Origin of the sequence: Pseudomonas sp. Fl4BN1, assembly GCF_009908285.1 — a bacterium.
In the GTDB taxonomy this organism is placed as follows: Bacteria; Pseudomonadota; Gammaproteobacteria; order Pseudomonadales; family Pseudomonadaceae; genus Aquipseudomonas.
The window spans coordinates 321,070-341,851 of sequence record NZ_JAAARM010000001.1; the positions used below are offsets into that span (position 1 = coordinate 321,070).

Genomic DNA, 20,782 nt, shown 5'->3' on the forward strand with positions numbered 1-20,782 from the left:
AGCAAGCCGGCTCCTACATCATCCTTTGTAGGCGTCGGCTTGCTGGCGAGGGATGCGAGCCGCTATCAGGCTCAGACCCGGAAACGTCCCACCAGCCCTTGCAGGTGAATCCCCAGTCGCGCCAGCTCGGCGCTGGACGCTGCGGTCTCTTCACTGGCCGATGAAGTCTGTTCGGACACATCACGCACATTCAACACACTGCGGTTGATCTCTTCCGCCACGGCGCTCTGCTGCTCGGCGGCCGCGGCAATTTGCTGGTTCATCGCCTGGATCGCCGACACGGTACGGGTGATGTTTTCCAGCGAGCCGCCGGCCCGGCGGGTCAACTCGACACTGCTGTCGGACAGGCTGCGGCTGGTGTCCAGGGTGCTGGCCACTTGCTGGGTGCCACTTTGCAGGCTGATGATCAGTTCGGCGATTTCCTCGGTGGACTGCTGTGTGCGCTGAGCCAGGCTGCGTACTTCATCCGCCACCACGGCGAAACCACGTCCGGCTTCTCCGGCCCGGGCCGCTTCGATGGCGGCGTTGAGGGCCAGCAGGTTGGTTTGCTGGGCCACGGACTTGATCACGTCCAGCACACTGCCGATCTTGTCGCTTTCTTGCTTGAGGTGGCCCATGGCTTCGGTGGAATGGCCAACCTCGCTGGCCAGGCGCTCGATCTGGGCGATTGCTTCGTTCACCACCCGATCACCCTCGCGGGCTTGCTGATCTGCGGCCGCAGCGGCCTCAGAGGCTTCCTCGGCGTTGCGTGCGACTTCCTGCACCGTGGCGGCCATTTCGTTCATTGCCGTGGCCACCTGGTCGGTTTCGACTTTCTGGCTGTTGACCCCGGCACTGGTCTGCTCGGTGACCGCGGACAGTTGCTCCGCGGCGCTGGCAATCTGGGTCACGCCGTCGCTGATACCGCCAATCAGCTCCCGCAGGCCGAGGGTCATGCGCTGCATGGCCTTCTGCAATTGACCCAGCTCGTCGCGACGATCCACCACGAGGTTCTGGCTGAGATCGCCGGCGGCCACTCGCTCGGCGGCCTTGAGGGTCTGTTGCAAGGGTTGAATGATCTGCCGGGTAATAGCCCAGGCGGCAATCAGGCCGAACACCAGGGCCAGTGCGGTGGCAATCAGCAGGGTGCTCCTGGCCTGGCTGGCCTCGCTGTCGCGCTTGACGGTCTGCGCCGTGGTCAGTTGCTTGCTCAGGTCCATCAGGTGGTCGCCCTGGGCGGCCATGCGCTTGAGCGCATTGGCGCTGGCCTCCTCGGCGTCGCTAAAGGCGCTGACGGCTGCCCGGTAGGCCCGGAGCGAGTCGCTGGCCTGTTGCAGGCTGGCGATGTGCTGTTCTGGCAGCCGGGCTGGCAGGCTGGTGAGGTTGTTCAGGGCGTTGTCGATGGCATCCAGGGCCGGTTGTTTGGCTTCGGATTTGGCGCTGTAGGTGTAGCCGCGTACCTGGAAGCGTGCCTGCTGGATCAGTTTGGAGAGCTCGATGACGTTGTTGAACTGCGCCACGCTGTCGCCTTGCAGCAGCGATTTCTCGACTTCGGCCACCCGGGCCACGGCGTTGTCCGCGCTGGCGCCAAGCTGAGCCCGGGCCGTTTCGCGGCTGCTGGTGGCACGGGTCATGTCGGCAAAGGCTTTCTGGTATTCGGCTACGGCCTGCAGTTGCTGCTCGATCATGGCGAGGCTCTCGGGTTGCTGCAACTGCTCGCGGGCCGCCTGCAGGCCCTGGTCGAGCTGCTTGAGCACATCATTGACAGCGGCCGGGCCTTGCTCGCCATGGCGCATCTCAAAGTCGAGGCGGGTGATGCGCAGGTCCTTGGTCATGGCGTAGAGATTAGAAATGTTGCCCAGTTTGTCGCCGCGGTCGATCACTGCGCCCAGGCCAGTCCAGCCGGTGGCGGTGATCAGTAGGGTCAGCAGCAGTACCAGGCCGAAGCCGATGCCGAGTTTGAGGCTGACACTCACGTTTCCCAGATTTCTGGCTAGCCAACGGTACATGCTGCGAACTCCTTTTAGCAGTTTGGGCTTAACCATAGGCTATCGGCGGCCATAGGCATTCCTGTAGCAATCGGCTTGCCGGCAAAGGGCACTGCAAGAGGGTTGCCCCCGCCGGTACGGGGTTGGGGGCATGGCGCTTAGAACAGGCGTGAAAGCAGGGCAGTCACCGCAGTTTCGACCCGCAGGATGCGCTCGCCCAGCTGTACCGGTTGCAGGCCGGCCTTGCCCAGCAGATCGATTTCGTATGGGATCCAGCCACCTTCCGGACCAATGGCCAGGGTTACCGGTTCATCCAGGCCGCGAGGGCAGGGCGGGTACTGGCCGGGGTGGCCTACCAGTCCCAGGGTGCCTGCGCTCAGGGTTGGCAGGCGGTCTTCGACGAAGGGTTTGAAGCGTTTTTCGATGACGACTTCGGGCAGCACGCTGTCGCGGGCCTGTTCCAGACCGAGGACCAGTTGTTCACGAATCGCCTCGGGTTCGAGAAAGGGCGTTTGCCAGAAGCTTTTTTCCACCCGGTAGCTGTTGACCAGCACCAGCCGTGGCACGCCCATGGCTGCAACGGTCTGCAGTACTCGGCGGAGCATTTTCGGTCGCGGCAGGGCGAGGATCATGGTCAGTGGCAGCTTGGCCGGAGGCGGCAGTTCAAGCTGCACTTGCAGTTCGGCTTCGGCAGGCTCCAGGCGCAGCACCTGGGCCGAGCCCATCAGCCCACCAATGCGCCCTACCCGCAGGCTGTCGCCGACAGCCACGCGATGCACTTCCTGCATATGGGTCAGGCGCCGGTCGCGCAGCACCACACGGTCGGCCGCAATGAAATCGGCCTCCTCAAGCAGCAGCAGGTTCACGCTTGGGTCGCTGGCGGCTGGTCGTTGTGGTCGTCAGCCGGCGTATCGTCCGGGTGCTCGCCGCGCTTGCTGATCAGCCCGCCGAACAGCACGCCGATCTCGAACAGCAGCCACATGGGCACGGCCAGCAGGGTCTGGGAGAAAATGTCCGGCGGGGTGAGGATCATGCCCACCACGAAGCAGCCGATGACCACATAAGGGCGGATCTTGCGCAGGTACGTCACATTGACCACGCCGATCCATACCAGCAGGACCACGGCCACCGGGATCTCGAACGCCACGCCGAAGGCGAAGAACAAGGTCATGACGAAATCGAGGTAGCTGGTGATGTCGGTCATCATTTCCACGCCGGCCGGGGTGGCGGCAGCGAAGAACTTGAAAATCAGCGGAAACACCAGGAAGTAGGCGAAGGCCATGCCGGTGTAGAACAGCAGGATGCTCGACACCAGCAGTGGCACGGCGATGCGCTTTTCATGCTTGTACAGACCGGGTGCGATAAACCCCCAGATCTGGTGCAGGATCACTGGGATCGCCAGGAATAGCGAGACCATCATGGTCAGCTTCAGCGGCGTGAGGAACGGCGAGGCAACGTCGGTGGCGATCATAGTCGCGCCCACCGGCAGGTACTGGCGCAGTGGTGTGGAGACGATGGTGTAGATCTGCTGGGTGAAGGCGAACAACCCGGCGAAGATGATGAAGATCGCCGCTACGCAGCGCAGCAGGCGGGTACGCAACTCGGTGAGGTGCGACACCAGCGGCATATGTTGGTCGTTCTCTGGGATATCGCTCATGGTGCTCGCGGCGGCAAAGTGGGGTCGTGGGGAGCGCTGGTGGCGGCTGGCGCTGTCGGTGCGGTCGGCTCGACCGGCAGCGCAGCGGCGCTCGGCGCTGGAGCCGCAGGGGTTTCCGGTACCTGGGCCGGCACGGCGTCGGTTGCGGCTACAGGGACGGCATCCGGTGCGTGAATGGTCTGCTCGGCCACGGGCTCCACCGGAGTCGCTGGCTGCTGGGTCGGGGCGAGGATTTTCCGCGCTTCCTGCTCCAGGGACAGAATGTGCTCGTTGTGCAGTTGCCGACGGATTTCGTCGGCACCGATTTCACGTTCAACTTCCTGTTTAATCGCGTTGAAGCTGCGCTTGAGGCGCCCGACCCAGAGGCCGGCGGTGCGCGCAGCGCCGGGAAGGCGCTCGGGGCCGAGCACCAGCAGGGCCACCAGGCCCACCAGCAGCAGTTCAGAGAAGCTGATACCAAACATTATTCAGTGCTCACGAGTCTTTGCGGGTCGGCTCTTCAACTTTCTGCGCCTGCACGTCAATGGTGTGCGGCTGGTTCAACGGCGCGTTCTGCTGCGGTTGAACCGGTGGCACCGGCTGCGCTGCTGGCGGTACTACGGGGTCGGCAGGTTTTTCGTCGTCGTTCATGGCCTTGCGAAAACCCTTGATCGACTCACCGACATCGGTGCCCAGGTTCTTGAGCTTCTTGGTGCCGAATACCAGTACCACGACCACCAGGATGACGATCCAGTGTTTCCAGTCAAAAATGCCCATGCTGCGTTTCCTTTTAGAAAGTTGTTCAGGCGGACGGACGCGAGGCTTTCTCGGCGTGTCCGGACAAACCGAAGCGGCGGTCCAGCTCATCGAGCACGGCCTGGGGATGCTGCCCCAGCTGCGCCAGCATGACCATAGTGTGGAACCACAGGTCCGCGGTTTCGTAGATCACATCGCTGCAGTCACCGCTGATGGCGGCGTCCTTGGCGGCGATGATGGTTTCCACCGACTCTTCGCCGACTTTTTCCAGAATCTTGTTCAGACCCTTGTGATACAGGCTGGCGACATAAGAACTATCGGCGGCAGCATCTTTACGCTCTTCCAGCACCTGGGCCAGACGGCTGAGGGTATCGCTCATGTCAGTGTCCTGCAGAATAAATCGCGTGCGGGTCCTTGAGGACCGGTTCGACGGTTTTCCACTCGCCGTCTTCATAGACGCGGTAGAAACAGCTATGGCGGCCAGTGTGGCAGGCAATGTCGCCGATCTGCTCGACCATCAGGATGATCACATCAGCGTCACAGTCCAGGCGCATTTCGTGAAGCTGCTGTACATGCCCGGACTCTTCGCCCTTGCGCCACAGCTTGCCACGGGAACGTGACCAGTAGATTGCGCGGTGCTCGGCGGCTGTCAGGCTCAGGGCCTCGCGGTTCATCCAGGCCATCATCAGCACGCGCCCGGTCTTGTGATCCTGGGCGATGGCCGGCACCAGGCCGTCCGCATCCCATTTGATCTGGTCCAGCCAATCTTTCATTTTCGACTCCGACAACCGGGCTCAACCCGCTGGTTGCGCCTCGACGATTTCGACAGTTTGCCAGCAGGTCGCGCCACTGGCTATCGACGAACGATCAGATACAAACCCACGGCAATCATGATGCCAGCAGGCCAGTGTCCCAGCTCATTCAGTGGACCACCGGCGGCCAGGATCGCACCACCGCCCAGATGGGCGGTGCCCAGCAGGCGCAGGAACCAGTCGTCCTTGCGCTTGTGCCAGGGTGCCGGAGGGTCGGCGGCATGAGGCCGCGACATGCGTTCGAGCAGGTCACGGGTCATGTTGGCCAGGTGCGGTAGCTGCTCGATCTGGCTGTGGATATTGCCGAACACGGCCTTGGGGCTGACCCGTTCGCGCATCCAGCGTTCGAGGAAGGGTTGCGCGGTATTCCACAGGTCCAGTTCCGGGTACAGCTGGCGGCCCAGGCCTTCGATGTTGAGCAGGGTTTTCTGCAGCAATACCAACTGCGGCTGCACTTCCATGTTGAAGCGCCGAGCGGTCTGGAACAGGCGCATCAGCACCTGGCCGAAGGAAATATCCTTTAACGGTTTTTCGAAGATCGGTTCGCAGACCGTGCGGATCGCCGCTTCGAATTCGTTGAGCTTGGTCTCTGCCGGGACCCAGCCGGAGTCGATGTGCAACTGGGCCACGCGGCGATAGTCGCGCTTGAAGAAGGCGAACAGGTTGCGGGCCAGGTAGTCCTGGTCTTCCGGAGTCAGGCTGCCGACGATGCCGCAGTCGATGGCAATGTACTGCGGGCTCCAGGGCTGTACGGTGCTGACGAAGATGTTGCCGGGGTGCATGTCGGCGTGGAAGAAGCTGTCACGGAACACCTGGGTGAAGAAAATCTCCACGCCGCGTTCGGCGAGCATCTTCATGTCGGTACGCTGGTCGGCCAAGGTCGCCAGGTCGGTGACCTGGATGCCGTAGATACGCTCCATCACCAGCACTTTCGGTCGGCACCAGTCCCAGTAGACCTGAGGTACATACAGCAGCGGCGAGCCTTCGAAGTTACGCTTGAGCTGGCTGGCGTTGGCCGCCTCGCGCAGCAGGTCGAGCTCGTCGTAGATGGTTTTCTCGTAGTCGCTGACCACGTCCACCGGGTGCAGCAGGCGCGCGTCGGCGGAGACCTTTTCCGCAGCCCGGGCGAGGATGAACAGCCACGCCAGGTCCTGGGCGATGATCGGCTTGAGCCCCGGGCGGATCACCTTGACCACCACTTCTTCGCCAGTCTTGAGCTTGGCGGCGTGCACCTGGGCCACCGAGGCGGAGGCCAGGGGCTCGATGTCGAAGCGGCTGAACACGTCGCTGATCTTCTGGCCCAGTTGCTCTTCGATCAGCGCCATGGACTTTTGCGAATCGAATGGCGGGACCCGGTCCTGCAGCAGCATCAGCTCGTCGGCGATGTCTTCCGGCAACAGGTCGCGGCGGGTGGAGAGGATCTGCCCGAACTTGATGAAAATCGGCCCCAGGTCCTGCAACGCCAGGCGCAGCCGTGCACCGCGGCTCAGGTCCAGCGGCTTGCGCGGGAACCAGCGCCAGGGCAGGGCGAAGCGCAAGGCCAGGAGAAACCAGGGCAGGGGCAGTTCGAACAGCAGGTCATCGAGGCGGTAGCGGATCACGACGCGCTGGATGCGCAACAGACGGCGGACGGCAAGCAGCTTCATGCGTTATCGCTTGGGTCAAGGGATCGGGAAAGGCGCTCGAAGCGCGCCTCGAGACGTTCCAGGTCGAGTTTGGCCTGATCCAGTTCGCGAAAGCGCGCTTCGGCTTCACGCTGACCCACCAGGGTCCGCGATTCTTCAGCGAGGAATTCGGCGAGGTTCTGGTTCAGGCTGGCAAATCCTTGCTGATACCAGCGTGCGCGGCTGCGCACATGGCCGCTGAACAGCTGGGTGGCCACTGGGCCCAGCCAGCGGGAAAGTTCGTATTCCCAGTCCAGCTCCAGGTCCTGGAGGATCGCCGCCAGGTCCAACAGCACGCCGCTGTCGCCTTCCAACTCCACTTCCGGACCATGCAGGACTGCGGTCTTGTCCTTGCTCAGGGCCAGTCGCACCAGGCTTGAGGCCGGTGCCCGCAGGATGCAGTCAGGGTCTGCGGCCCACTGCGAGGCCAGCATCAGGCCTTCATCGCTGGGCAGGATGAACAGCTGCAGTGCCGGGCTGCGGCAGTCCACAGCGATCACCTTGCCGTTCAGGTGCTGCAGGCGCGGCAGGGCCGTGCTGTCCAGACGCAGCACCCGATTGATGCCGGTCTCGACGCTGGCGAGCAGGCCGCTGAGCAGCATCAGGGCTTGATGCCGCGGTGCAGGGCGACGATGCCTGCGGTCATGTTGTGATAGGTCACGCGGTCGAAACCGGCCTCGACCATCATTGACTTCAGGGTTTCCTGGTTCGGATGCATGCGGATCGATTCGGCCAGGTAGCGATAGCTTTCCGAGTCGTTGGTGATCAGCTTGCCGGCCAGAGGCATGAAGGCGAACGAATAGGCGTCGTAGACCTTGGACATCAAGGTGCTGGTGGGTTTGGAGAATTCCAGCACCAGCAGGCGGCCACCTGGCTTGAGCACCCGCAGCATGGAGCGCAGCGCGTCTTCTTTATGGGTGACATTGCGCAGGCCGAAGGCAATGGTCACGCAGTCAAAATGGTTGTCCGGGAAAGGCAGCTTTTCCGCGTCGGCCTGGACGAACTCGACGTTGCCGGCCACACCCAAGTCCAGCAGGCGGTCACGGCCGACCTTGAGCATCGACTCGTTGATGTCTGCCAGCACGACCTGGCCGGTCGGACCCACCAGATGGGAGAAACGCTTGGTCAGGTCACCGGTACCACCGGCGATGTCCAGTACGCGGTTGCCGGCGCGCACGCCCGACAACTCGATGGTGAAACGCTTCCACAAGCGGTGCATGCCACCGGACAGCACGTCGTTCATCAGGTCGTACTTGGCCGCTACCGAGTGAAATACCTCAGCGACTTTTTCCGCTTTCTGGCTTTCAGGAACGTTTTTGAAGCCGAAGTGAGTGGTGGGTTCGGCATCGCTGCCTTTGCGCTGATCAGTCATATCGCTGTCACCAAAAGAGAATGCGGGACATTCTAATGCCGGTGACGGTCTTTGTCTTGGCAAGGCTGAATGTAAGATAGTGATCCGCCGGGACGTTTTGACGCACACAGGGTCAAGATGCTCCAGGCAAGTCCCGAACCAGCAGGAGTCCTTAGATGGCCCGTATTAGTGTTGAACGTGCCCATGGCCTGGGTAAGCAGGCGGCCCGTGAAAAGGCCGACCAACTGGCGCAGAAACTCGCCGATCAATATGGCCTGGCGCCGCAGTGGGCGGGGGATACCCTGAACCTCAAGCGTTCCGGGGTCAAAGGCACGGTGCATGTAGGCGATGAGTCCATCAGGATCGATGTCGAACTGGGCCTGTTGATGTCGGCCATGAGCGGCACCATCAAGTCCGAAATCGAGAAAGCCCTGGACAAGGCGCTGGTCTGAGCCACTTGCAGGAGCTGGTTCGCCAGCGAATCACCGGGCACTGCAAGGGTGCTCATAGAGCTTCGCCGGCAAGCGCAATGCCGTCCGCTCGCTCCTGCAAGGATCCATCACGGTTTTATTGCATTCGTTAGGGTGCCGATTCTAATTTTTCTCTCTAGGTTGTGCCTCAGGTCCTCTTTTCGAGGGCAGTTCCTCAAACCTTCTGCGCGTGAGGTGCACCATGGCCAAAGTAATTCTGAAGAAAAAAGTTGATGCTCAATCGACTGCTCTGAGTGAAGTCAAAACCTATGCCCGCAAGATCTGGCTGGCAGGCCTGGGTGCCTACGCCAAAGTCGGTCAGGAAGGCAGCGAGTACTTTCAGGAGCTGATCAAGACAGGTCAATCCGTTGAAAAGAAAGGCAAAAAAGTTGTCACTGAACAACTTGAAGCAGCCAACAGTCAGATAGATAGCGTTAAAGGGGATGTCAGCACTCTTAAAGGCAAAGTCGAAGTGCAACTGGACAAGGTCGAGAAGGCTTTTGACACGCGCGTCGCCAGTGCCTTGAATCGTATCGGCATTCCGTCTAAACATGACGTCGAGACACTCTCTGCTAAGCTCGATGAGCTGACGGCGTTGCTCGAACGTGTCGCGCGTAAACATTAAGGAGAACGGGATGGCTGGTAAAAAGAATACTGAAAAAGAAGGCAGCTCGTGGATCGGGAAAGTCGAAGATTACTCCCGTAAAATTTGGCTTGCTGGTTTAGGCGTGTACTCGAAAATCGACTCTGACGGCAGCAAGCTTTTCGAGACATTGGTCAAAGATGGCGAGAAAGCCGAGAAGCTGACTAAAAGCGTAGTCGGCAAGAAAGTCGATGCCGCCAAGGATTCCGCCAGTTCGGCCAAGTCGCGTATCAGCGACGTCAAGGACCGCGCTCTGGGCAAGTGGGACGAACTGGAAGGTGCTTTCGACAAGCGCTTGAACAGTGCCATCTCGCGTCTGGGCGTGCCAAGCCGCAATGAAGTAAAGGCGCTGCATGAAAAGGTCGATACCCTGACCAAGCAGATCGAAAAACTCACAGGTGCCAAGGTCGCGCCGGTTGCGGCTAAAACCGCTGCGGCTAAGCCAGCGGTAAAATCGGCTGCCAAACCTCTGGCCAAGCCTGTTGCCAAGCCAGCAGTCAAAGCCGTGGCTAAACCTGCGGTGAAAACCGCTGCTGCCAAACCTGCAGCGAAACCTGCTGCCAAGCCTGTTGCAGCCAAGCCAGCGGCAAAACCCGCAGCCAAGCCTGCTGCAAAGCCTGCCGTGGCGAAAAAGCCTGTGGCCAAGAAGCCCGTAGCCGCCAAGCCTGCAATCAAACCTGCTGTTGCGGCCAAGCCTGCGACTCCGGCCCCGACGGCATCGGCCAGCTCGGCGAACTCCGCTGCAGCGTCAAGCCCGGCTGCAAGCCCAGCTGCCACGTCGACCTCTGCGACGCCAAGCAGCCAGTCCTGACTGAGTCAGGAACACAAAAAACGCCCGGTCTGCAAAGCCCGGGCGTTTTTTATTGAGCGGCAATCAATGCCCTGTACAACCGACTACCCCTGTTCATCCAGGTAACGCAGGGCCATCTGCTCGGTGGCCAGCTTCGCCGGTGGCAACAGGTGCGGTGCCACCAGCATCATGATCTGATAGACCACCAGGCGCACTTCCCCTTCGCGATCGAGAATTCGCTGATAGTCCAGAGAAAACAGCAAGGTCATGGTGATCTGCTCCACCAGTTGTCCCAGGGCCTGGGTGCCGCTGACCAGTTGTCCCATGGCCTTGAGCCGTGCCAACAGCGAAGCCAGGGTGCGTTTGAGGGCGTTGAGCAGGTTGCGAATGCCCTTGGCCAGCTTTGGCAGGCGCCCGGCCAGGTTGGACAGGTCCTGGAACAGAAACCGGTAGTGGGCCAGGCGCTCGACAATCAGATGCAGAAACAGCCAGTAGTCTTCCGGGGCCAGTTGCGCATCTGATGGTGGGTCCAGCAGTGGCGTCAGCTCGTTCTGGAAGCGTTCGAACAGGCCGAGCACCAGGGGCTCCTTGCCATGGAAGTGGTAGTAGAGGTTGCCGGGGCTGATCCCCATTTCATTGGCCACCTCCATGGTCGAGACATTGGGCTCACCCTTCTGGTTGAACAACTGCAGGGCACATTCGAGTATTCGGTCGCGGGTTTTCATCCTGACTTCTTGTCGGTCCATTAGGGGGCACGACTCCAGCGCGGAGTCGTGGTGCAAGGTGTCTTCAGCGCACGCGCACGTAAGTGCCAGGTGCAGCCTCCATCGGTGGATAGTTCTGGTTGCCGAGCGTGGTGAGGCTGTCCCGTTGCGCTCCCGAGCGTTCCTGGATCCAGCCCAGCCACTGGCTCCACCAGCTGCCGTCGACATGCTTGGCATCGTAGTACCAGGCCCGAGGGTCGCTGCTGAGCTTGGGGTTCTCCACATAGTTGGCCTTGGGGTTGCTCGGCGGATTGAGGATGCTCTGCACATGCCCGCTGTTGGACAGTACGAAGCGTCGTTCGCCGCCCAGCAGCAGAGTCGAGCGATACACCGCGTCCCAGGGCGTGATGTGGTCGTTGATCCCAGCCACGCTGAAGCTGTCCACCGTGACCTTCTGCAGATCGATCGGTGTGCCGCAGATTTCCAGTCCGCCGACATGGCTCAGCGGGTTGTGCTTGAAGAAGTCCAGCAAATCGCCGTGCAGGGCAGCGGGCAGTCGGGTGCTGTCGTTGTTCCAGTAGAGGATGTCGAAGACCGGCGGTTCCTTGCCCAGCAGGTAGTTGTTGATCCAGTAGTTCCAGATCAGGTCGTTGGGACGCATCCAGGCAAATACCTTGGCCATGTCGCGACCATCCAGTACGCCTTGCTGGTAGGAGCGGCGCTTGGCCGCCTCCAGGGTCTTTTCGTCGGCGAACAGGGTGGCCGGGCTGTCCAGCTGGCTGTCCAGCAGACTCACCATATAGGTGGCGCTGGAGACCCGGCGCAGTTGCCGTTTGGCCTGCAAGTGACCTTGCAAGGCGGCGATGGTCAAGCCGCCGGCACAAGCGCCAGCGAGGTTGACTTCGCGACTGCCGGTAATGGCACGGGTGACGTTCAGCGCTTCCTCGGCAGCCTCGACATAGGTCGACAGGCCCCACTCGCGATGGCGCACGTCCGGGTTGCGCCAGCTGATCATGAACACCTGCAGGCCGTTTTTCAGTGCGTACTGGACGAAGCTGTTGTGCGGGCTGAGGTCGAAGATGTAGTACTTGTTGATTTGTGGCGGCACGATCAACAGTGGCTTGGCGTACTGCTGTTCGCTCATGGGGTTGTACTGGATCAGTTCCAGCAGCTCGTTGCGAAACACCACCGAGCCTTGGGTCACCGCGACGTTCTTGCCCACCTCGAAGGCGTGCTTGGTCACCTGGCTGGGCATTCCGTTGTTGTGCAGCAGGTCGTCCAACAGGTTGCTGATGCCGCGCACCACGCTGTTGCCCCCGGTGTTGAAAATCTCCTTGAGGGCCAGGGGATTGAGCAGAGTGTTGGAGGGGGCCACTGCGTCATTGATCAGGGAGAAGGCAAAATGCGCCCGAGCCCGGTCGTCTTCACTCATGCCGCTGTCATCGATCCAGTGGCGGACCTGTTTCTGCCAGCTCAGGTAAGCCTGCAGACTCCGTTTGTAAAAGGGGTTGAGGCTCCAGGTCGGGTCGGAGAAACGGTTGTCCCTGGGGCTGGGTTTGTGCAGGGTTTCGCCCAGCAGCACACGTCCCAGCTGGCCACCCAGGGCCAGGGTATGGCGGGCACTGTGCAACGGGTTGCGCAGGCTGTGGGCAGCAAGGCTGCGCAATGTGGAGAACAGATCCCGGCCACGTAGACCGGTGATCGCACTCTGCGCGTTGATGTACGCGGCAGGGGAGGGCAGCGAGCCCGCCGCAGGTTTGTCTTGCATGAGTCAACACTCCTTCGTCAAACCACTAACAAGCAGACCAATCCAAGACAGATAACATAGTCGGTCCTGGCCCTTCTTGCGCGAGACGATCCTGTTGACTGAGTGGTTTTATTTCGTCGGGTGCACCGGCAGAGGGTGCGGGTGCATCACTGCCCGTTGTCGTTCTTCCTGGAGGAACTTCATGATGATCGGGGCGACGGCCTCGGCCCTGGTGATCAGGAACAGGTGACCGTCGTCGATGATGTGCAACTGGGCATTGGGAATTCGCCAGGCCAGCATGCGCATGTTGATCAGGGGAATCAGCGGATCATCGTCGCCGGCCAGCACCAGGGTTGGCTGGTGGATCTTGTGCAGCCAGTGGATGCTGGTCCAGCCCAGCCCCGCGAACAGTTGCCAGTAGTAGCCCAGCTTGCCGGCCGAGCGCACCTTGGCTGCATGTTCCGCCGCCAGGTTTGGGTCGCGGCGAAAGGCGCCGCCGTAGATCAGCGGCGCGATGCGCATCACATGGGATGGCTGCACATAGCGCCGTGGGCTGGCCATCATCCACAGCACCTTGGGTTTGCCAGGGATCATGAAGGCGCCGGCAGCAGTGGCGGCCAGCACCAGCTTCTTGCAGCGCTCGGGGTAGTCGTAGGCGAACTGTTGCGCCAGCGCCCCGCCCCAGGACACGCCCACTGCGTTGACCTGGCCGTAGTCGAGGTAGTCGAGCATTCGCGCAGTCAGCTTGGCCAGGCCGGGGAAACGATAGGGGCAGCTGGGGGTCGAGGAGCCGCCAACGCCGGGGACATCAAAGGCAATGACTTCCAGGTCCGGGTCCAGGGCCAGGACGAAGGGGAACACCAGCTCCAGGTTGGCGCCGATGCCGTTGAAGATCAGCAGTGGCGTCAAGTGAGGCTTGCCGGGGCGAACCGCGGTGCGGATGGTTTGGCCATCCAGGTCGACGGTGCGAAAGATAAAAGAGTGTGGCATGCCGTAGCCCTGTGAATTGAACCATTGGAAGCGCCGTCCTGGGCGTCCTCCAGATTTCCTGAGGCCAGGCCTCGTCTTAAGAATAGGGCGTGGCGGCACCTCCTGGTGCCGCATCGTTGGATGCCTGGACTCAGCGCTCGTGGACGTAGGTTCCCGGCGCTGCCTCGGCGGCCGCGTATTTCTTGTTGCCCAGTACGCTCGGCGCGGCTTTCAGCTCGCCCGAGCGCTCTGCCTGCCAGGCCTGCCAGTGCAACCACCAGGAGTCGGTGTGCTTGACCGAGTTTTCCTGCCATTGGTCGGGGCAAAGTGGAATCTCGGTGTTGGTCATATAACGCGCTTTCGGGTTGCCCGGTGGATTGAGGATGCTCTGGATATGACCGCTGCTGGACAGCACGAACTCCACATTGCCACCGAACAGCTGCGCCGACTTGTAACAGGACTTCCAAGGCGTGATGTGGTCGTTGGTGCCGGCCAGGGAGAAAATGTCGGCGGTTACCTGTTTCAGGTCGATCGGTGTACCGCACACTTCCAGTGCGTCGGGGCGGATCAGCGGGTTGTTTTTGAACATTTCAATCAGGTCACCGTGGAACGCCGCCGGTAGTCGCGTGGTGTCGTTGTTCCAGAACAGGATGTCGAAAACCGGCGGCTCGTTGCCCAGCAGGTAGTTGTTGACCCAGTAGTTCCAGATCAGGTCGTTGGGGCGCATCCAGGCAAACACCTTGGCCATGTCACGGCCTTCGAGGACGCCGGCCTGATAGGAGTGGCGCTTGGCCGCTTCCAGGGTTTGCTCGTCGACGAACAGCGCCACCTGGGTATCCATGGTGGTGTCGAGCACACTGACCAGCAGGGTCAGGGCGTTGACCTTCTTCTGTCCTAATGCAGCGTAATGGCCCAGCAGCGCGGTGCAGGTAATGCCACCGGAGCAGGCGCCCAGCATGTTCACGTCCTTGCTGCCGGTGATTGCAGTCACCACGTCGACGGCTTCTTTCAGGGCCTCGATGTAGGTGGACAGGCCCCATTCCCGTTGTGCCTTGGTGGGGTTGCGCCAGCTGACGATGAAGGTCTGCACGTTGTTGCGCAGGCAGAAACGCGCCAGGCTCTTGTCCGGGCTGAGGTCGAAAACATAGAACTTGTTGATTTGGGGTGGCACCACCAGCAGTGGACGCTCATGCACCTGCTCGGTAATCGGTCGGTACTGGATCAGCTCCAGTACATCGTTGCGAAACACCACCGCGCCTTCGCTGGTACCGAGGTTCTTGCCGACTTCGAAGGCGTCCATGTTGACCTGGCTGGGCATGCCGCCGTTGTGCACCAGATCCTTGGCCAGATGGGACAGGCCATCCAGCAGGCTCTTGCCGCCGGTTTCGAAGAAACGTTTGACCGCAGCGGGGTTGGCCGCGCTGTTGGTCGGGGCCATGGCTTCGGTCATCAGGTTGATGACAAAGTGCCCGCGGCTGATGTCCTGGTCCGACAAACTGCTGTCGCCGATCCAGTCGTGGAGCTCCTTGCGCCACGCCAGGTAGGTTTGCAGATAGCGTTTGTACAGCGGGTTCTGGCTCCACGCCGGGTCGTTGAAGCGACGGTCGTCACTCTCCGGTTGCAGGGTCGATTTGCCGAACATCACGTTCTTCAGCTCAAGGCCGAAATGCGCGACGTGCTTGACGCTGTGGAGGGGTTGTTTGATGGCCTGGGTGAGCACCATTCGAGCAGAGGTAAGCAGATCTTTTTTACGCAAGCCGATGACCGGATTGAGCCCCAGAGTGTTTTCCGAGGCTTGGCGTTTCAGGTCATCGTTATTCTTGTTACTCATCTACGACGCTCCATTGTCCTGAGACGAGTACCGGACCTGCTGTGCAGTCACACAGTACGATGCCAGGTACTACTGCTCGGGTGACCGTTAAGTGCGCACCACTGCTTTTTAGTTCGCAAAGCATTGCAGGGAACTTGCCAGCACCATTGGTTACCCGAGTTTAATTTTTTTCGCAAGCAGGCCATTCATTGGCCATACAGCAGCGCATTCAAGCAGATGAAATTAGAAAATGCCCTCTAAACAGTCGAAGCCTTGAGTTAGAGCATCAGCTTGACCACAGACTCATTCGGATCGCGGGTTTTTTCGGCAGCTTTCAGTTCTGCCAGATAGTCGTTCCATAAATCGTCCTGGCGCAGCGCCAACTGATACAGATAGTCCCAAGTGAACAATCCGCTGTCATGACCGTCATCGAAGGTCAATTTCAGTGCGTACTGGCCGGCCGCTTCGACCTTGCTCAGGCCGACGCCGAGCTTGCCGAATTGCAGGATGGGTTTGCCGTGGCCCTGGACCTCGGCGGAGGGGGAGTGCACGCGCAGAAACTCGGCGGGCAAGTGATAGACCTCATCCGGCCCGTAGGTCAGGGTCAGGGTTTTCGAGGCTTTGTGCAGGTTGATGCCGGTGGGGAGTTTGCTCATGAGTTGTAGTCCTTCCGGTAGGAGCCGGCTTGCCGGCGATCGGGGGTGGCCCTATCGCTGGCAAGCCAGCTCCTACATGGGTGGCGAAGGCTTACAGGATATAACGGGAAAGATCTTCGTTCTGTGCCAATTCGCCCAGGTGGCTGTTGACGTAGGCGGCGTCGATGCGGATCGGTTCTTCGCTGTGGGCGCTGGCCAGATCACCGGCGCTGAACGACACCTCTTCCAACAGGCGCTCGAGCAAGGTGTGCAGGCGACGGGCACCGATGTTCTCGGTTTTCTCGTTGACCTGCCAGGCGATCTCCGCCAGGCGCTTGATCCCGTCCGGCAGGAACTCGATGGCCAGGCCTTCGGTCTTCAGCAACTCGCGGTACTGCTCGGTCAGCGACGCGTGAGGTTCGCTGAGGATGCGCTCGAAGTCTTCCGGCGACAGCGCCTTGAGCTCTACGCGAATCGGCAGGCGGCCCTGCAGCTCAGGTACCAGGTCGCTGGGCTTGCTCAGGTGGAAGGCCCCGGAGGCAATGAACAGGATGTGGTCGGTCTTGACCATGCCCAGTTTGGTGTTGACGGTGCAACCCTCGATCAGCGGCAGCAGGTCGCGCTGCACGCCTTCGCGGGATACGTCGACGCCGCCGGAATTACCGCGCTTGGCGACCTTGTCGATCTCGTCGATGAACACGATGCCGTGCTGTTCGACGGCTTCCAGGGCCTTGGCTTTCAGTTCTTCGTCGTTGACCAGGCGGCTGGCTTCTTCGTCGCGTACCAGCTTCAGCGCTTCCTTGACCTTGAGCTTGCGGTTCTTGCGCTTGCCCTTGCCCATGTTGGCGAACAGGTTTTGCAGCTGGTTGGTCATTTCTTCCATGCCCGGAGGCGCGGAGATATCGACCCCGGCGACTTCCGCCACTTCGATCTCGATTTCCTTATCGTCCAGTTGGCCTTCGCGCAGGCGCTTGCGGAACAGCTGGCGGGTGTTGGAGTCCTGGGCCGGTGCGTCATCGCTGCTGAAACCCATGCGGGCTGGCGGCAGCAAGGCATCAAGGATGCGTTCTTCGGCGGCATCTTCGGCGCGATGGCTGACCCGGGTCATTTCCTGTTCGCGGAACATCTTGATGGCCGCGTCGGCCAGGTCGCGAATAATCGATTCAACATCGCGGCCGACATAGCCGACCTCGGTGAACTTGGTGGCTTCGACCTTGATGAACGGTGCATTGGCCAGTTTGGCCAGGCGTCGGGCGATTTCGGTCTTGCCGACACCGGTCGGGCCGATCATCAGGATGTTCTTGGGGGTCACTTCAACGCGCAGCTCGGCAGGCAGTTGCATCCGGCGCCAGCGATTACGCAGAGCGATAGCGACGGCGCGCTTGGCATCGTCCTGGCCGATGATATGGCGATTGAGTTCGTGGACGATTTCGCGGGGTGTCATGGACATAGTAATTGGCGGTTCTCAAGCAGGAATGAATGCCGTGGCACTGGGCCGAAACAGGCTTATTCCGCGAGATCCTGCTCCTCGATGGTTTGAGTGTGGTTGGTGAATACACAGATGTCGCCGGCGATGCCAAGGGCGGTCTCGACGATTTCGCGGGCCGACAAATCGGTCTTTTTCAGCAGGGCGCTGGCAGCGGCCTGGGCGTAACCGCCACCGGAACCCATGGCAATCAGGCCGTCTTCGGGTTCAACCACGTCACCGTTGCCGGTGATGATCAAGGACGCGTCCTTGTTGGCCACGGCCAGCATGGCTTCCAGGCGGCTGAGAGAGCGGTCGGTGCGCCATTCTTTGGCCAGTTCGACAGCGGCGCGAACCAGGTGGCCCTGGTGTTTCTCCAGCTGGCCTTCGAAGCGCTCGAAGAGGGTGAAGGCGTCAGCGGTGGCTCCGGCAAAACCGGCGATGACCTGGCCGTGATAGAGGCGACGGACTTTTTTCGCGTTGCCTTTCATCACGGTGTTGCCCAGAGAAACCTGGCCGTCGCCGCCCATGACGACTTTGCCGTGGCGGCGGACTGAAACGATGGTGGTCAAGGGGGAGTCTCCACGCAGCGGGGCGAAAGTGCCCTGATGGAAACTCATATGGGGGTGGCTGAGAATTTTTCAACCGGGGGCTGTGTCGAGGGACCAGCGGTATTCTCGGGGAGGGGGCAGAGCAGCGCTGGCAAGTCCGCTCCTACAGGGCAGTAGGTAGTAGGAGTGGCTTGCCCACGATCAAGCGTTTGGCGCTTGGCTTAACGGTTCTGGCGCTGTTGTAACAGCAGGTTGCTGAAGCCGGCGCCCGCCAGTTGCTTCTGCGCCACGGTGAGTTGTTCACGATTGCTGAACGGTCCCACCAAGACCCGGTACCAGGTTTCGTCTTTCACCGTGCCGGACTCAACCGAAACCGACTGGCCGAGCAGGATGATCTGCGCGCGCACCTTATCGGCATCGGCTTCCTTGCGGAACGAGCCGGCCTGGAGGAAGAACTTGGTCACAGGCGCTGCCTTGGCTACAGGCGGCGGGGGCGGCGGAGTGATACCGGCCAGGGCCGCCTGGGCCCGGGCAGTGTCGATCTTCGCGGCTTCCGCCGGGGTCACCGGAGTGGTCGGTACCGTCGGCACCTGTGGCGTCGGCAGGGTTTTTTCCGGCACCGCTTCTGGCGGCACTATGACTTCCGATTCCGGCAACAGGGTATAGAAGTCGTACTTAGGCTTCACCGGTTGCTGTGGGCTCGGCGGGGTCTTGTTGGCCTCGGCGATCTTGCTGGCTTTCTGTTGCTCGATTTTCTCGCGCTTGACGCTGTCACCGCCTTTGCCTGGCTCGAGCTTCATCAAGAACACAATGAATGCGCCGATGGTCAGGCCGATGGCCAGCCACAACCAGCCCGGAATCGGCTGCTTGGCCGGGGCCTGGTAACGGCTGGCGCCACGCTTGGGTGCAGGTTTTTTCTTGGCAGCCAACTTACATTTGCTCCAGGACTTTGAGGCCCAGCAGTTCCAGACCTTGCTTGAGGGTACGGCGAGTCAGCTCGGTGAGGCGCAGGCGGCTGTGCATCTGCGTTGGCGTCTCGGCCGACAGGATTGGGCAGTTTTCATAGAAACTGGAGAACAGCCCGGCTACGTCGTACAGGTAGGTGCAGAGAATGTGCGGGGTGCCTTTGTCGGCCACGTTGTTGAGGATTTCGCCAAACTGCGCCAGCTTGGCCGCCAGCTCCAGTTCCTGGGGGGCGTGCAGTTCGATTTGGCCCCCCACTTCGCTAAATTCCTTGCCCAGCTTGCGGAATACCCCGGCGGCGCGAGTGTAGGCGTACAGCAGGTATGGCGCGGTGTTGCCTTCGAAGTTGAGCATCAGGTCGAAGTTGAAGCTGTAGTCACTGGCACGGTGCTTGGACAGGTCGGCGTATTTCACCGAGTCGATGCCCACCACCTTGGCAATGCTGCGCAGGTCGGCTTCCGGCAGTTGCGGGTTCTTCTCTTTCACCAGGGCGTAGGCGCGCTCTTCGGCTTCGGTCAGCAAGTCGATGAGCTTCACGGTGCCGCCGTCACGGGTCTTGAACGGACGGCCATCGGCACCGTTCATGGTGCCGAAGCCCATGTGCTCCATCTCCATCGGATGGGTCACGAAGCCGGCCTTGTGGGCCACGGCAAACACTTGCTGGAAGTGCAGGGCCTGGCGCTGGTCGACAAAGTACAGCGCGCGATCAGCCTTGAGCTTGCCGCTGCGGTAGCGCACGGCGGCAAGGTCGGTGGTTGCATACAGATAGCCACCGTCGGCCTTGACGATGATCACCGGCAGCGGCTCGCCGTCGGCGTTCTTGAACTCGTCGAGGAACACGCACTGGGCGCCATTGCTCTCCACCAGCATGCCCTTGGCCTTGAGATCGTTGACCACGTTGATCAGGTCATCGTTGTAGGCGCTCTCGCCCATGACATCGGCCATGGTCAGCTTGACGTTGAGCAGCTCGTAGATCTTCTGGCAGTGCGACAGCGAGATGTCCTTGAACTTGGTCCACAGCTCCAGGCAGTCCGGGTCACCGGCCTGCAGCTTGACCACCAGGCCACGGGCGCGGTCGGCAAAGGCTTCGGACTCGTCGAAGCGTTGCTTGGCGGCGCGGTAGAAGTTCTCCAGGTCCGACAGTTCGTCGCTGGTGATGGGGTTCTCTTCCAGGTACGCCATCAGCATGCCGAACTGGGTACCCCAGTCGCCAACGTGGTTCTGGCGGATCACCGTATCGCCGAGGAACTCCAGGACCCGCGCCACGCCATCACCGATGATGGTGGAGCGCAGGTGGCCGACGTGCATCTCTTTGGCCAGGTTCGGTGCCGACATGTCGATCACGGTGCGTTGGACCGGACCAGCCTTGCGCACACCCAGGTGATCGTCGCCGAGGGCGGCATCCAGGCGCGCGGCCAGGGCCTGGGTGTTCTGGAAGAAGTTGATGAAGCCTGGGCCGGCAATTTCCGCCTTGCTCAGGTTCTCGTCGGCCGGCAGCGCGGCGATGATCTTTTCCGCCAGGTCGCGGGGTTTCATGCCGGCGGGCTTGGCCAGCATCATGGCGATGTTGCTGGCGAAGTCGCCGTGGGTCTTGTCGCGGGTGTTTTCGACCTGGATCGCCGGCGTCAGGCCTTCTGGCAACACACCTTCGGTGACGAGTTGGGTGATGGCTTGCTGGATGAGCTGGCGAATGGTGTCTTTCATGGTCTTCTCTTTCGACCGCTGGTGCGGCGGCGCTTCAGTGCGCAGGTGGAAAAACTGAGCATTATCCGTTGCTGGAACGGGCTTGCCAACTATAGAGGGCTGCTTGGGGATCGGTGGTGGCATTCGAGTGCCTTCGCCGGCAAGC

The 20,782-nt window shown here is 61.1% G+C and carries 22 protein-coding genes and 1 pseudogene; 3 read left to right on the plus strand and 20 right to left on the minus strand.

Features of this window, described 5'->3' with window-relative positions; genetic code table 11:
• Nucleotides 1-71 precede the first annotated feature (71 nt).
• The 11 genes and pseudogenes from GV818_RS34860 to ubiE all read right to left on the minus strand — a co-directional run bounded on the left by GV818_RS34860 (nucleotide 72) and on the right by ubiE (nucleotide 8,207).
• The gene (locus GV818_RS34860; RefSeq protein WP_372242029.1) at nucleotides 72-944 is read right to left on the minus strand and encodes a methyl-accepting chemotaxis protein; all 873 of its coding nucleotides are present in this window, start codon (nucleotides 942-944) and stop codon (nucleotides 72-74) included.
• Nucleotides 930-2,024: pseudogene (locus tag GV818_RS34865) on the minus strand (methyl-accepting chemotaxis protein); the annotation flags it as partial. The gene GV818_RS34860 and the pseudogene GV818_RS34865, both read right to left, overlap by 15 nt.
• A 101-nt stretch (nucleotides 2,025-2,125) precedes the next feature.
• A complete protein-coding gene (locus tag GV818_RS01435) occupies nucleotides 2,126-2,833 on the minus strand; it encodes a 16S rRNA (uracil(1498)-N(3))-methyltransferase (RefSeq protein ID WP_161775673.1) in 708 nt (235 codons plus the stop codon).
• A complete protein-coding gene (gene tatC, locus GV818_RS01440; protein WP_161754466.1) occupies nucleotides 2,830-3,624 on the minus strand; it encodes a twin-arginine translocase subunit TatC in 795 nt (264 codons plus the stop codon). Before tatC ends, GV818_RS01435 begins: the two co-directional genes overlap by 4 nt.
• Nucleotides 3,621-4,088, minus strand: coding sequence for a Sec-independent protein translocase protein TatB (gene tatB / locus GV818_RS01445; protein ID WP_161775674.1), 468 nt, complete (start codon nucleotides 4,086-4,088; stop codon nucleotides 3,621-3,623). The genes tatC and tatB overlap by 4 nt, the downstream gene beginning before the upstream one ends.
• Before the next feature lie 10 nt (nucleotides 4,089-4,098).
• On the minus strand, nucleotides 4,099-4,380 hold the full coding sequence (locus GV818_RS01450) for a twin-arginine translocase TatA/TatE family subunit (protein ID WP_161775675.1): 282 nt from the start codon (nucleotides 4,378-4,380) through the stop codon (nucleotides 4,099-4,101).
• A gap of 25 nt (nucleotides 4,381-4,405) precedes the next feature.
• A complete protein-coding gene (locus GV818_RS01455) occupies nucleotides 4,406-4,738 on the minus strand; it encodes a phosphoribosyl-ATP diphosphatase (protein ID WP_161754472.1) in 333 nt (110 codons plus the stop codon).
• A gap of 1 nt (nucleotide 4,739) precedes the next feature.
• A complete protein-coding gene (hisI, locus tag GV818_RS01460; RefSeq protein WP_161754474.1) occupies nucleotides 4,740-5,132 on the minus strand; it encodes a phosphoribosyl-AMP cyclohydrolase in 393 nt (130 codons plus the stop codon).
• An 80-nt stretch (nucleotides 5,133-5,212) separates the two neighbouring features.
• Nucleotides 5,213-6,817, minus strand: coding sequence for a ubiquinone biosynthesis regulatory protein kinase UbiB (gene ubiB / locus GV818_RS01465; RefSeq protein ID WP_161775676.1), 1,605 nt, complete (start codon nucleotides 6,815-6,817; stop codon nucleotides 5,213-5,215).
• Complete coding sequence (locus tag GV818_RS01470; protein WP_161754478.1) at nucleotides 6,814-7,437, minus strand: ubiquinone biosynthesis accessory factor UbiJ; 624 nt, start codon at nucleotides 7,435-7,437, stop codon at nucleotides 6,814-6,816. Before GV818_RS01470 ends, ubiB begins: the two co-directional genes overlap by 4 nt.
• Nucleotides 7,437-8,207 carry a bifunctional demethylmenaquinone methyltransferase/2-methoxy-6-polyprenyl-1,4-benzoquinol methylase UbiE gene (ubiE, locus tag GV818_RS01475; RefSeq protein ID WP_161775677.1) on the minus strand — a complete coding sequence of 257 codons (771 nt, stop codon included), beginning with the start codon at nucleotides 8,205-8,207 and terminating at the stop codon, nucleotides 7,437-7,439. The genes GV818_RS01470 and ubiE overlap by 1 nt, the downstream gene beginning before the upstream one ends.
• A gap of 155 nt (nucleotides 8,208-8,362) precedes the next feature.
• On the opposite strand from ubiE, the gene GV818_RS01480 reads away from it, so the two are divergent.
• The 3 genes from GV818_RS01480 to GV818_RS01490 all read left to right on the plus strand — a co-directional run bounded on the left by GV818_RS01480 (nucleotide 8,363) and on the right by GV818_RS01490 (nucleotide 10,110).
• Nucleotides 8,363-8,638, plus strand: coding sequence for a polyhydroxyalkanoic acid system family protein (locus GV818_RS01480; protein WP_161754482.1), 276 nt, complete (start codon nucleotides 8,363-8,365; stop codon nucleotides 8,636-8,638).
• A gap of 220 nt (nucleotides 8,639-8,858) precedes the next feature.
• On the plus strand, nucleotides 8,859-9,281 hold the full coding sequence (locus tag GV818_RS01485) for a phasin family protein (protein WP_161754484.1): 423 nt from the start codon (nucleotides 8,859-8,861) through the stop codon (nucleotides 9,279-9,281).
• A 10-nt stretch (nucleotides 9,282-9,291) separates the two neighbouring features.
• Nucleotides 9,292-10,110 (plus strand): phasin family protein, encoded by an 819-nt coding sequence (locus tag GV818_RS01490; RefSeq protein ID WP_161754487.1) that lies wholly within the window; start codon nucleotides 9,292-9,294, stop codon nucleotides 10,108-10,110.
• 83 nt (nucleotides 10,111-10,193) lie between these two features.
• Here the strand turns inward: GV818_RS01490 and GV818_RS01495 are convergent, their stop codons facing one another.
• The 9 genes from GV818_RS01495 to argS form a co-directional block, all read right to left on the minus strand.
• Nucleotides 10,194-10,814, minus strand: coding sequence for a TetR/AcrR family transcriptional regulator (locus GV818_RS01495; protein ID WP_161754489.1), 621 nt, complete (start codon nucleotides 10,812-10,814; stop codon nucleotides 10,194-10,196).
• Nucleotides 10,815-10,878: 64 nt separating this feature from the next.
• A complete protein-coding gene (gene phaC, locus GV818_RS01500; protein WP_161754491.1) occupies nucleotides 10,879-12,561 on the minus strand; it encodes a class II poly(R)-hydroxyalkanoic acid synthase in 1,683 nt (560 codons plus the stop codon).
• Nucleotides 12,562-12,669: 108 nt separating this feature from the next.
• Entirely contained in the window at nucleotides 12,670-13,530 is an 861-nt protein-coding gene (phaZ, locus tag GV818_RS01505) for a poly(3-hydroxyalkanoate) depolymerase (RefSeq protein WP_161775678.1), read from the minus strand.
• Nucleotides 13,531-13,660: 130 nt separating this feature from the next.
• Nucleotides 13,661-15,340 (minus strand): class II poly(R)-hydroxyalkanoic acid synthase, encoded by a 1,680-nt coding sequence (phaC, locus tag GV818_RS01510; protein WP_161754495.1) that lies wholly within the window; start codon nucleotides 15,338-15,340, stop codon nucleotides 13,661-13,663.
• Nucleotides 15,341-15,597: 257 nt separating this feature from the next.
• Nucleotides 15,598-15,975: a gamma-butyrobetaine hydroxylase-like domain-containing protein gene (locus GV818_RS01515; protein WP_161775679.1), complete on the minus strand. Its 378-nt coding sequence runs from the start codon at nucleotides 15,973-15,975 to the stop codon at nucleotides 15,598-15,600.
• A 91-nt stretch (nucleotides 15,976-16,066) separates the two neighbouring features.
• The gene (gene hslU / locus GV818_RS01520) at nucleotides 16,067-17,404 is read right to left on the minus strand and encodes an ATP-dependent protease ATPase subunit HslU (protein ID WP_161775680.1); all 1,338 of its coding nucleotides are present in this window, start codon (nucleotides 17,402-17,404) and stop codon (nucleotides 16,067-16,069) included.
• A 56-nt stretch (nucleotides 17,405-17,460) separates the two neighbouring features.
• Complete coding sequence (hslV, locus tag GV818_RS01525; protein ID WP_016984593.1) at nucleotides 17,461-17,991, minus strand: ATP-dependent protease subunit HslV; 531 nt, start codon at nucleotides 17,989-17,991, stop codon at nucleotides 17,461-17,463.
• Nucleotides 17,992-18,191: 200 nt separating this feature from the next.
• Nucleotides 18,192-18,899, minus strand: coding sequence for an SPOR domain-containing protein (locus tag GV818_RS01530; protein ID WP_161754501.1), 708 nt, complete (start codon nucleotides 18,897-18,899; stop codon nucleotides 18,192-18,194).
• A gap of 1 nt (nucleotide 18,900) precedes the next feature.
• Nucleotides 18,901-20,637 carry an arginine--tRNA ligase gene (gene argS, locus GV818_RS01535; protein ID WP_161754503.1) on the minus strand — a complete coding sequence of 579 codons (1,737 nt, stop codon included), beginning with the start codon at nucleotides 20,635-20,637 and terminating at the stop codon, nucleotides 18,901-18,903.
• Nucleotides 20,638-20,782: the final 145 nt, after the last annotated feature.